Source organism: Piscinibacter sp. (genome assembly GCF_050175855.1).
Classification (GTDB): Bacteria; Pseudomonadota; Gammaproteobacteria; order Burkholderiales; family Burkholderiaceae_C; genus Piscinibacter.
On sequence record NZ_JBFXIO010000140.1, the window covers coordinates 1 to 11,304 of the forward strand.

Consider the following 11,304-nt stretch of genomic DNA (forward strand, 5'->3'; position numbering starts at 1 on the left):
CAGGGCGAGCGTGAGGGTGGCGGCGGAAGCGGCGTTGACGGAAGTGGACATCGGGGACTCCTTGGGGTGGATGACGAGGGCTGCCGGCGGCAGCACGCCTCGAAGCCCCAATCGCCCAGGGTCCCCGAAAAGTTACAGCGCGCCCGTTGCGGCTCGGCTCAGGGCTCAGAAGAGCCCGACCACCCTGCCCTCCTCATCGAGATCGATCTTCTCGGCCGACGGCACCTTGGGCAGGCCCGGCATGGTCATCACGTCGCCGCAGATCATCACGATGAACTCGGCACCGGCGGCCAGCCGCACCTCGCGGATGTTGACGGTGTGGCCGCTGGGGGCACCGCGCGCGGTTGCGTCGGTGGAGAAGGAATACTGGGTCTTGGCCACGCACACCGGGTAGTGGCCGTAGCCGGCCTCCTCGAGCTTGCGGATCTGCTCGCGCACCTTGGTGTCGCAGCTCACACCGGCCGCGCCGTAGACCTTGGTGGCGATGGCGCCGATCTTCTCCAGCAGCGGTGCCTCGTCGGGGTAGACGAAGCGGAAGCCGTCGGCGGCCTTCGGCCCCTTCTCGATCAGCTCGACCACCGCACGGGCCACGCCCTCCGCGCCCTTGCCGCCCTCGGCCCAGTGGCGCGCCACCAGCACCGGCACCTCGTGGCGCTTCATGCGCTCCTGCAGCAGCGCGAGCTCGGCCTCGGTGTCGTGCGTGAAGTGGTTGATCGACACCACGCAGGGCAGGCCGTACTGCTCGCGCACGTTGCGCACGTGGCGTTCGAGGTTGGCGATGCCTTTGTCGAGCGCCTCGACGTTCTCGGTGTTCAGCGACTTCACGTCGACGCCACCGTGGTACTTCAGCGCGCGGATGGTCGCCACGATCACCACGGCGTCGGGCCGCAGGCCGCTCTTGCGGCACTTGATGTCGATGAACTTCTCGGCGCCGAGGTCCGCACCGAAGCCGGCCTCCGTCACCACGTAGTCGGCCAGCTTCAGGCTGGCCTTCGTCGCGATCACCGAGTTGCAGCCGTGCGCGATGTTGGCGAACGGCCCGCCGTGCAGGATGGCCGGGTTGTTCTCCAGCGTCTGCACGAGGTTGGGCTTGAGCGCGTCCTTCAGGAGCACGGTCATCGCGCCGTGCGCCTTCAGGTCGCGCGCGGTCACCGCCTTGCCGGTGCGGCTGTAGCCGATCACGATGTTGCCCAGGCGTTGCTTCAGGTCCTTCACCGAGGTAGCCAGGCAGAAGATCGCCATCACCTCCGAGGCGACGACGATGTCGAAGCCGTCCTGCCGCGGGAAGCCGTTGGCCGTGCCGCCCAGCGAGATCGTCACGTCGCGCAGCGCGCGGTCGTTCATGTCGACCACGCGCTTCCAGCTGATGCGGCGCACGTCGATGTCGAGTTCGTTGCCGTGGTGGATGTGGTTGTCGATCACCGCGGCGAGCAGGTTGTTGGCCAGCGCGATGGCGCTGAAGTCGCCGGTGAAGTGCAGGTTGATGTCTTCCATCGGCACCACCTGCGCGTAGCCGCCACCGGCCGCGCCGCCCTTGACGCCGAACACCGGCCCGAGCGAAGGCTCGCGCAGGCACACCATGGTCTTCTTGCCGATGCGGTTGAGCGCATCGCCCAGGCCCACCGTGGTGGTGGTCTTGCCCTCACCGGCCGGCGTGGGGCTGATCGCGGTGACGAGGATCAGCTTGCCGTCGGGCCGGCCCTTCAGCGTGTCGAGGTAGTCCAGCGAGATCTTGGCCTTGTAGTGGCCATAGGGTTCGAGGTGCTCGTCGGGGATGCCGAGCTTCTCGGCGGCGAGCGCCGCGACGCGCTGGAGCTTCGCCTTCTGCGCGATGTCGATGTCGGATGCCATGCTGCGTTGCCTCCGCTGAGGGTTGGGTGGGTCGGCACGATCCTAGGGCCGCCCCCGCGCGATCCGGGTATTGGTTTTTCTTGGCCCCGCCGCAAGAAGAACTCATGAGCTTTTCTCGGGATGCGTTCCTAGACTGCATCGCATCCGAAGCGAGGAGCCCCAGATGTTCAACCCCGAAGCGCAGATCTCCGACATCGACCCCGAACTCTGGCGCGCCATGCGCGCCGAGTGGCAGCGGCAGGAAGACCACGTCGAGCTGATCGCCTCCGAGAACTACGTGAGCCCGCAGGTGATGCGCGTGCAGGGCTCGGTGCTGACCAACAAGTACGCCGAGGGTTATCCCGGCAAGCGCTACTACGGCGGCTGCGAGCACGTCGACGTGGCCGAGCAGCTGGCGATCGACCGCGCCAAGGCCCTCTTCGGCGCGGAGTACGCCAACGTGCAGCCGCACTCCGGCTCGCAGGCCAACGCCGCTGTCTACATGGCGATGCTGCAGCCGGGTGACACCATCCTGGGCATGTCGCTCGCCCACGGCGGGCACCTGACGCACGGCGCCAGCGTCAACTTCAGCGGCAAGATCTACAAGAGCGTGGCCTACGGCCTGGAGGCCGACACCGAACTGCTCGACTACGCGCAGGTCAACGAGCTGGCCGCCGAGCACAAGCCGAAGATGCTGGTGGCCGGCGCCTCGGCCTACTCGCGCGTGATCGACTGGCAGCGCCTGCGCGACATCGCCGACCGCCACGGCGCCTACCTGCTCGTCGACATGGCGCACTACGCCGGCCTGGTGGCCGCGGGCGAGTACCCCAACCCGGTGGGCATCGCCCACTTCGTCACCAGCACCACGCACAAGACGCTGCGCGGCCCGCGCGGCGGCCTGATCCTGTCGAGCGCCGAGTTCGAGAAGCCGCTGAACTCGATGATCTTCCCCGGCATCCAGGGCGGCCCGCTGATGCACGTGATCGCCGCCAAGGCGCTGGCCTTCAAGGAGGCGATGTCGCCCGACTTCAAGCGCTACCAGCAGCAGGTGAAGGCCAACGCCCGTGCCATGGCCGAGACGCTCACCGAGCGCGGCCTGCGCATCGTCTCGGGCGGCACCGACAGCCACGTGTTCCTGCTCGACCTGCGCGCCAAGAAGATCACCGGCAAGGCCGCGGAAGCCGTGCTCGGCCGCGCGCACCTCACGGTCAACAAGAACGCGATCCCGAACGACCCGGAGAAGCCCTTCGTCACCAGCGGCATCCGCATCGGCGCGCCGGCGATGACCACGCGCGGCTTCGGCACCGACGAGGCACGCCAGATCGCCAACCTGATGGCCGACGTGCTGGAGGCGCCCGAGAACGAGGCGGTGATCACGCGCGTGGCCGGCGACGTCACCGCGCTGTGCCGCCGCTTCCCGGTCTACGGCCCGCAGTACCGGCCTTGAACCCCATCCCTTGACGAACCCTTCAGGAGACACCCCATGGCAGGACGTAACGGCCTCTTCGTACCCGGCCCGACCAACATCCCCGACCGCGTGCTGCGCGCCATGGTCGTGCCGATGGAAGACCACCGCTCGCCCAAGTTTCCCAAGCTCACGCTGGAGTGCCTGGCCGGCTTGAAGAAAGTGTTCAAGACGACCACCGGCACGCCCTTCATCTTCCCGTCGTCGGGCACCGGCTGCTGGGAAGCGGCGCTGACCAACTGCCTGAGCCCCGGCGACATGGTGCTGGTGTCGCGCTTCGGCCAGTTCTCGCACCTGTGGATCGACATGTGCCACCGCCTCGGCTTCGAGGCCCAGGTGCTGGAGTGCGAATGGGGCGAAGGCGCGCCGGTGGACCGCTACCGCGCCGCGCTGGCCGCCGACACCGGCCACAAGATCAAGGCCGTGCTGGTGACGCACAACGAGACCGCCACCGGCGTCACCTCCGACGTGGCCGCCATCCGCCGCGTGATGGACGAGACCGGCCACCCGGCCTTCCTGATGGTCGACGCAGTCAGCTCGCTGGCCTCGATCGACTTCCGCATGGACGAGTGGAAGGTCGACGTCTGCGTCTCGGGTTCGCAGAAGGGATTGATGATGCCGGCCGGTCTCGGCATCACCTGCGTCAGCGAGAAGGCGCTGGAGGCGCGCCGCAGCAGCGCGAAGCAGCCGCGCTGCTACTTCGACTACCTCGACATGCTGGCGCAGAACAAGAACGGCTACTTCCCCTACACACCGGCGCTGCCGCTGCTGTACGGGCTGAAGGAAGCGCTCATCGCGCTGGAGGAAGAGGGCCTGGAGAACGTCTTCAAGCGCCACGCTTACCTGGCCGGCGGCGTGCGCGCCGCGGTGCAGGAAGGCTGGAAGCTGAACGTCTGCGCCAAGAAGCCCGAGTGGTACTCCGACACCGTCTCGGCGGTGGTGGTGCCCGAGGGCTTCGACGCTGCCAAGGTGATCGACCGCGCCTTCCGCCGCTACAACCTGTCGCTCGGCGCCGGCCTGTCGAAGGTGGCCGGCAAGGTGTTCCGCATCGGCCACCTGGGCGACTGCAACGAGCTGATGCTGATGTCGGCGATCGGCGGCGCGGAACTGGCGATGATCGATTGCGGCCTGCCGATCGAGCCGGGCTCCGGCATCGCCGCGGCGCAGCGCTACTGGCGCGCCCACGAGGCCCGCGCCAGCGGCACCACCGGGGGCATGTGAGCATGGCGTCCGCCGCCCACAAGGTCGTCTTCCTCGACCGCGCGTCGCTGAAGGCGAACGTGCGCCACCCGGCCTGCGCCGAGCAGTACGTCGAGCACCCGAAGACCTCGACCGAGCAGATCGTCGAGCGCCTGGCCGGCGCCACGGTGGCGATCACCAACAAGGTGCCGCTGCGTGCCGAGACGCTGGCGCAGCTGCCGGCGCTGAAGATGATCGCCGTGGCCGCCACCGGCTACGACGTGATCGACGTGCCCTACTGCCGCGAGCACGGCATCGCCGTGGCCAACATTCGCAACTACGCGGTGCACACCGTGCCGGAGCATGCCTTCGCGCTGATCCTGGCGCTGCGCCGCAGCCTGCTGGCCTATCGCGCCGACGTCGAGGCCGGCGTGTGGAACCGCGCCGAGACGTTCTGCTTCTTCGACCACCCCATCGGCGATCTGCACGGCAGCACGCTGGGCATCGTCGGCGAGGGCGCCATCGGCCAGGGCACGGCGGCCATCGCCCGCGGCTTCGGCATGAAGGTGCTGTTCGCCGACCACGAGCCGCCCAAGGCACCGGGCGTGGAGTTCACGCCGCTGGACGAGGTGCTGGAGAAGAGCGACGTGCTCTCTCTGCACTGCCCGCTCACGCCCTCGACGAAGAACCTCATCGGCTACGAGCAGATGAAGCGCATGAAGCGCACGGCATTGCTGATCAACACCTCGCGCGGCGGGCTGGTGGATGAGGCGGCGCTGATCCGCGCGCTCGACGAAGGCCTGATCGCCGGCGCCGGCTTCGACGTGCTGACCACCGAGCCGCCGAAGAACGGCCACCCGCTGCTGGACATCCGCCGCCACAACTTCATCCTGACGCCGCACGTGGCCTGGGCCAGCGACGGCGCGATGCAGTTCCTGGCCGACCAGCTGATCGACAACATCGAGCGCTGGGCCGAAGGCCAGCCGCAGCACCTCGTGACCTGAAGGACACCCCGTGAAGAAACTGCTCTACCAGATCGACACCGACGTGCACCCGGCGGTGTTCGACAACGTCGTCGCCTACGACGGCGGCGCCGACCATGTGATCGGCTACGGCGGCGTGACGCCGGAGAACGTCGGCCCGCTGGTCGACGGCGCGATCTTCACGCGCGCGCCCAAGGACAAGAAGAACACCGCGATCTTCATCGGCGGCTGCAACATCGCCGCCAGCGAAGCGCTGCTCAAGGCGGTGAAGCGCAAGTTCTTCGCCAACTTCCGCGTCTCGGTGATGTTCGACCCGAACGGATCCAACACCACCGCCGCCGCGGCCGTGGCCTGGCTGGTGCACGCCGCGCCAGGCCAGTCGCTCAAAGGCAAGCGCGCCGTGGTGCTGGCCGGCACCGGCCCGGTGGGCCAGCGCGCGGCGCTGATGCTGGCCCGCGAAGGCGCCCGCGTGGCCATCACCGGCCGCGTGGCCGAGCGAACGCAGGCCGCCGCCAAGGCGGTGAGCGATCGTGCCGGGGTGCCCGTGGAGGCCATCCCCGCGCTCGACAACGCCATGCGCGCCCAGGCCATCGAGGGCGCGCAGATCGCGCTGGCCACCGGCAAGGCCGGCGTGCACCTGCTCGACGAATCGGCCTGGCGCGACCACCGCCACCTCGAGCTGCTGTGCGATGCCAACGCCACGCCGCAGCTCGGCATCGAGGGCATCGAGATGATGGACAAGGGTGCGCAGCGCCACGGCAAGACGGTATTCGGCGCGATCGGCTTCGGCGCACTGAAGATCTCGCTGCACCGCGCCTGCATCGGCCAGCTGTTCGCGCAGAACGACCTCGTGCTCGATGCCGAGGAGCTGCACGCGGTCGCCAAGACGATGGTGGGCTGAACGATGACCGCGGCGATCGACACCACCTTCCTCGACGCGCTGGCCGGCGGCGATCCCACCCCCGGCGGCGGCGGAGCCGCCGCGCTGATGGGCGCGATGGGCGCGGCGCTGATCTCGATGGTGTGCCACCTCACCATCGGCAAGAAGGGCTACGAAGCCGTCGAGGAGGACATGCGCGAGCTGCTCGGCCAGACCGAGGCGCTGCGCGCGACGCTGCAGGAGATGGTCAGCGACGACGCGTCGGCCTTCGATCGCCTGATGTCCGCCTACAAGTTACCCAAGGGCACCGACGAGGAGAAGGCCTACCGCGCCGCCGCGATCCAGAACGGGCTGAAGGGCGCGACGCAGGCGCCGCTGGAGTGCGCGCGCGCCGCCGCCGAGGTGATCCGGCTCGCGGCCCGCGCGGTCGACCGCGGCAACACCAACGTCATCAGCGATGTCGGCGTGGGCGCCCTGGCCGGCTGGGCGGCGCTGCGCAGCGCGGCGCTGAACGTGAACATCAACGTGCCGCAGCTGAAGGACCGCACCTTCGCGGACCACGCGCTGACGGAAATCGCGGCGCTGCTCGACGAGTGCGGCGCCCTGACCGACTCCATCCATGCCCGGGTGACGGCCAAGCTGGGCTGACGCGAAACGGCGCGAAAGGACACGACGATGGACATCCACGAGTACCAGGCCAAGGAACTGCTCGCCGGCTTCGGCGTGCCGGTGCCGCGCGGCAGCGTGGCCTACAGCGCCGACCAGGCGGTGTACGCCGCCACCGAGATCGGCGGCTGGCACTGGGCGGTGAAGGCGCAGATCCACGCCGGCGGCCGCGGCAAGGCCGGCGGCGTGAAGCTGTGCCGCACCTACCAGGACGTGGCCGCCGCCGCCAAGGCGCTGCTCGGCGCCACGCTGGTGACGCACCAGACCGGCCCGGCCGGCAAGGTGGTGCACCGGCTTTACGTGGAAGCCGCCGAGCCCTTCGTGCGCGAGCTGTACCTGGGCTTCGTGCTCGACCGCAAGGCCGAACGCATCCGCGTGATCGCCTCGGCCGAGGGTGGCATGGAGATCGAGGACATCGCGCGCGACAAACCCGATTCCCTGCTGCAGATCGAGGTGGAGCCGGCGGTGGGCCTGCAGCCCTTCCAGGCGCGCGAGATCGCCTTCGGCCTGGGCCTGAACCTCAAGCAGGTGAGCCAGGCGGTGCAGACCATCCTCGGCTGCTACCGCGCCTTCCGCGACCTCGACGCGACCATGGTCGAGATCAACCCGCTGGTCATCACCAAGGACGACCGGGTGGTGGCGCTCGACGCCAAGATGAGCTTCGACGACAACGCGCTGTTTCGCCGCCGCCAGATCGCCGAGATGCGCGATGTGCAGGAGGAAGACCCGCGCGAGGCGATGGCCAACCAGCATGGCCTGAACTACGTGGGCCTGACCGGTGACATCGGCTGCATCATCAACGGCGCGGGCCTGGCGATGGCGACCATGGACATGATCAAGTACGCCGGCGGCGAGCCGGCAAACTTCCTCGACGTGGGCGGCGGCGCCTCGCCCGAGCGCGTGCAGACGGCCTTCAACCTGGTGCTGTCAGACAAGAACGTCAAGGCGATCCTGGTGAGCATCTTCGCCGGCATCAACCGCTGCGACTGGGTGGCACAGGGCGTGGTGCAGGCGGCGTGCGGGCTGAAGGTGCCGCTGATCGTGAGGCTGGCCGGCACCAACGTGGAGGCGGGCCGCAAGATCATCGCCGAGAGCGGGCTGCCGATCCTCACCGCCGACTCGCTGGCCGAGGCCGCGCAGAAGGCCGTGTGGGCCGCGCGCGAGCCACTGGCCGCCTGAACCAAGGAGCGCGACATGAGCATCCTCATTGATGAAACCACGCGCGTGATCGTGCAGGGTTTCACCGGCGACAAGGCCACGTTCCACGCCAAGGAGATGATCGCCTACGGCACCAACGTCGTCGGCGGGGTCACTCCCGGCAAGGGCGGGCAGCGCCACCTCGACCGGCCGGTGTTCGACACCGTCAAGCAGGCCGTGGCCGCCACCGGCGCCGAGGCCAGCCTGGTGTTCGTGCCGCCGCCCTTCGCCGCCGACGCGCTGATGGAAGCGGCCGACGCCGGCCTGAAGCTCGTGTGCATCATCACCGACGGCATTCCCGCACAGGACATGATGCGCGTGAAGCGCTACCTGCGCCGCTACCCGAAGGATCAGCGCACCACCATCGTCGGGCCCAACTGCGCCGGCATCATCAGCGCCGGCCGCGCGATGCTGGGCATCATGCCGGGGCACATCTACCAGCGCGGCAACGTCGGCATCGTGTCGCGCTCGGGCACGCTGGGCTACGAGGCCGCCTCGCAGATGAAGGCGCTGGGCATCGGCGTCACCACCAGCGTGGGCATCGGCGGCGACCCGATCAACGGTTCGTCCTTCCTCGACCACCTGCAGCGCTTCGAGGCCGACCCGGAGACCCAGGCCGTGATCATGATCGGCGAGATCGGCGGTCCGCAGGAAGCGGAAGCCGCCGCCTGGGTGAAGGAGAACATGCGCAAGCCGGTGGTCGGCTACGTGGCCGGACTCACCGCGCCCAAGGGCCGGCGCATGGGCCATGCCGGCGCCATCATCTCGGCCGCCGGCGACAGCGCGGCCGAGAAGGCCGAGATCATGCGGTCGTACGGCCTGCTGGTGGCGCCGAGCGCCGCCGAGCTGGGCAGCACCGTCGGGCAGGCGCTGGCCGCGCTGCGCTGAGGAGAGCCGCCATGCCGCTGGCCGATCTGCACGACGCGGACGAATCGGCAGCTTCGCTCGAATCGGCCGATGCACTCAGCCGAGCCGAGCTGCTGCGCGCCGCGCTGCTGGAGGTGCTGGACCGCCACGAGCCCGAGGCCGCGCGCGTGCTGCGCGGCGAGAAGCCCTCCGGGCCGATGGACAACCGGCTGCTCGCACGCACCCTCCAGGCGCAGGCGATCTGGTTCCAGCTGCTGACCATCGCGGAGCAGAACCGCGACATGCGCCGCCGCCGTGAAGTCGAGCGGCAGCGCGGCCATGCGGCCGTGGCCGGCACCTTCGCCCATGTGTTCCAGCTCGCCGCGGCGCAGGGCCTCTCCGCCACGGCGGTGCGCGAGGCACTGTGCAGCCTGCGCGTTCGCCCCGTGATCACCGCGCACCCGACCGAAGCGCGGCGCGTCACGGTGCTGGAGCGGCACCGGCGCATCTACCTGCGCCTGTTCGACCTCGAATCGCCGCGCTGGACCGAACGCGAGCGCGACGACCTGCAGCGCGCCGTGCGCGACGAGATCGAGGTGCTGTGGCTCACCGGCGAGCTCAAGCTCGACCGACCGACGGTCGACCAGGAGGTCGACTGGGGCCTGTACTTCTTCGAGGAGAACCTCTTCGACGTGGTGCCTGCGCTGTACGGCCGCATCGAGGCCGCCTTCGCGCGCCAGTTCCCCGGCGAGCCGCTGGAGCTGCCAGTGGTGTTCGGCTTCGGCTCCTGGATCGGCGGCGACCGCGACGGCAACCCCTTCGTCACCAGCACGGTCACGCGCAACACGCTGTGGCGGCTGCGCCTGGCCGCGCTGCGCCGCTACCGCACACGGCTGCACGATCTCGCGCGGCAGCTGAGCGTGAGCGAGCGTGCGCTGCCGCCCAGCGACGAATTCCGCGTCGCGCTCGATGCGGCGCTGGCCGCCAGCGGCCAGGCAGAGGCCATCGCGGCGCGCAACCCGGGCGAGCTGTTCCGCCAGTTTCTCGCCTGCATGAAGCTGCGCGTGGAAGCGGCGATCGCCAGCGCCGAAGCGCGCGAGGCCGGCAGCGAGCGTGCCTACGCCAGCGCCGACGAGCTGATCGCCGACCTGGAGCTGATGCAGCGTGCGCTGTCGGAGGCGGGGGCGGCGCCGCTGGCGCAATCGTTCGTTGCACCGCTGCTGCGCGAGGTGCGCTGCTTCCGCTTCGCCACCGCGCGGCTGGACGTGCGCGAGAACTCGCAGCGCATCCACGCCACGCTGGCCGAGGTGTGGAAGCTCGAACGCCCCGGCGCCGAGCCGCCCGCGCCCGAATCGCCTGCCTGGCGCGACTGGCTGCTCACCGAACTGGCCGTGCCCAAGACCGCCGGCAGCGCCTGGGACGAGACCGGGCGCCTGTCGGCCGACGCGCGCGAGACGCTGGCCACCTTCCGCAAGATCGCTGAGATGCGCCGCCATGGCGAGCGCGAGGCGGTGGGTTCGCTGATCCTGTCGATGACGCATCACGCGGCCGACGTGCTGGGTGTGTACCTGCTGGCCAAGCATGCCGGGCTGTTCCACGACACCGCGGCGGTGGAGCGCTGCACGCTGCCGGTGGTGCCGCTGCTCGAGACCATCCCCGACCTGCGGCGCGCGGGAGTGCTGCTCAAGGACCTGCTCGCCGTGCCGCTGGTGCAGCGCTCGCTGCGCGCCCAGGGCAACGTGCAGGAGGTGATGATCGGCTACTCCGATTCCAACAAGGACGGCGGCTACCTCACCGCCAACTGGGAGCTCTACAAGGCGCAGGCCGCGCTCACCCGGCTGGGCGAGACGCTGGGCGTGCGCATCGCCTTCTTCCATGGCCGCGGCGGCTCGGTCAGCCGCGGCGGCGCGCCCACCGGCCGCGCCATCGCCGCGCTGCCGGCCGGCTCCATCCGCGGCGGGCTGCGCGTCACCGAGCAGGGCGAAGTGGTCTCGGCCAAGTACGCCAACCGCGGCACGGCGCACTACCAGACCGAGCTGCTCGCCGCCTCGGTGCTGCAGCACGTGCTGATGTCCGAGCGCGAGGCAGCGCTGGTGCCGCGCCACGAGTTCGACGAGGCGATGGAGGCCCTCTCCGGCGCCGCCTGGGCCAGCTACCGCAAGCTGATGGAGATGCCGCAGCTGCTGGCCTACCTGCGCGGCTCGTCGCCGCTCGAGGAACTGGCGCTGCTGAACATCGGCTCGCGCCCCGCGAAGCGG

At 69.8% G+C, this 11,304-nt stretch carries 9 protein-coding genes; 8 read left to right on the plus strand and 1 reads right to left on the minus strand.

Annotated features, from left to right (window positions below):
* Positions 1–165: 165 nt before the first annotated feature.
* Positions 166–1,851 carry a formate--tetrahydrofolate ligase gene (locus AB7U92_RS12365; protein ID WP_428576957.1) on the minus strand — a complete coding sequence of 562 codons (1,686 nt, stop codon included), beginning with the start codon at positions 1,849–1,851 and terminating at the stop codon, positions 166–168.
* Positions 1,852–2,014: 163 nt separating this feature from the next.
* Between AB7U92_RS12365 and glyA the strand changes: the two genes are divergently transcribed.
* The 8 genes from glyA to AB7U92_RS12405 all read left to right on the plus strand — a co-directional run.
* Positions 2,015–3,277: a serine hydroxymethyltransferase gene (gene glyA / locus AB7U92_RS12370; RefSeq protein ID WP_428576960.1), complete on the plus strand. Its 1,263-nt coding sequence runs from the start codon at positions 2,015–2,017 to the stop codon at positions 3,275–3,277.
* A gap of 36 nt (positions 3,278–3,313) precedes the next feature.
* Complete coding sequence (locus tag AB7U92_RS12375) at positions 3,314–4,516, plus strand: aminotransferase class V-fold PLP-dependent enzyme (RefSeq protein WP_428576963.1); 1,203 nt, start codon at positions 3,314–3,316, stop codon at positions 4,514–4,516.
* A 2-nt stretch (positions 4,517–4,518) separates the two neighbouring features.
* Positions 4,519–5,478, plus strand: coding sequence for a D-2-hydroxyacid dehydrogenase (locus AB7U92_RS12380; protein WP_428576966.1), 960 nt, complete (start codon positions 4,519–4,521; stop codon positions 5,476–5,478).
* Between the two features lie 10 nt (positions 5,479–5,488).
* Positions 5,489–6,358 (plus strand): NADP-dependent methylenetetrahydromethanopterin/methylenetetrahydrofolate dehydrogenase, encoded by an 870-nt coding sequence (locus AB7U92_RS12385; protein ID WP_428576969.1) that lies wholly within the window; start codon positions 5,489–5,491, stop codon positions 6,356–6,358.
* 3 nt (positions 6,359–6,361) lie between these two features.
* Positions 6,362–6,985, plus strand: a complete 624-nt coding sequence (gene fchA / locus AB7U92_RS12390; RefSeq protein ID WP_428576972.1) for a methenyltetrahydrofolate cyclohydrolase — start codon at positions 6,362–6,364, stop codon at positions 6,983–6,985.
* 27 nt (positions 6,986–7,012) lie between these two features.
* Positions 7,013–8,182 carry a malate--CoA ligase subunit beta gene (locus AB7U92_RS12395; protein WP_428576974.1) on the plus strand — a complete coding sequence of 390 codons (1,170 nt, stop codon included), beginning with the start codon at positions 7,013–7,015 and terminating at the stop codon, positions 8,180–8,182.
* Between the two features lie 15 nt (positions 8,183–8,197).
* Positions 8,198–9,088 carry a succinate--CoA ligase subunit alpha gene (sucD, locus tag AB7U92_RS12400; protein ID WP_428576977.1) on the plus strand — a complete coding sequence of 297 codons (891 nt, stop codon included), beginning with the start codon at positions 8,198–8,200 and terminating at the stop codon, positions 9,086–9,088.
* A gap of 11 nt (positions 9,089–9,099) precedes the next feature.
* On the plus strand, positions 9,100–11,304 hold a 2,205-nt coding region (locus AB7U92_RS12405), incomplete at its 3' end, for a phosphoenolpyruvate carboxylase (RefSeq protein WP_428576979.1).

Excerpts from the sequence above, each read along its gene's own strand:
- sucD (WP_428576977.1), top strand. The coding sequence starts at position 8,198 with ATGAGCATCCTCATTGATGAAACCACGCGCGTGATCGTGCAGGGTTTC.
- AB7U92_RS12375 (WP_428576963.1), top strand. The coding sequence starts at position 3,314 with ATGGCAGGACGTAACGGCCTCTTCGTACCCGGCCCGACCAACATCCCC.
- AB7U92_RS12380 (WP_428576966.1), top strand. The coding sequence starts at position 4,519 with ATGGCGTCCGCCGCCCACAAGGTCGTCTTCCTCGACCGCGCGTCGCTG.
- glyA (WP_428576960.1), top strand. The coding sequence starts at position 2,015 with ATGTTCAACCCCGAAGCGCAGATCTCCGACATCGACCCCGAACTCTGG.
- AB7U92_RS12365 (WP_428576957.1), bottom strand. The coding sequence starts at position 1,851 with ATGGCATCCGACATCGACATCGCGCAGAAGGCGAAGCTCCAGCGCGTC.
- AB7U92_RS12395 (WP_428576974.1), top strand. The coding sequence starts at position 7,013 with ATGGACATCCACGAGTACCAGGCCAAGGAACTGCTCGCCGGCTTCGGC.
- fchA (WP_428576972.1), top strand. The coding sequence starts at position 6,362 with ATGACCGCGGCGATCGACACCACCTTCCTCGACGCGCTGGCCGGCGGC.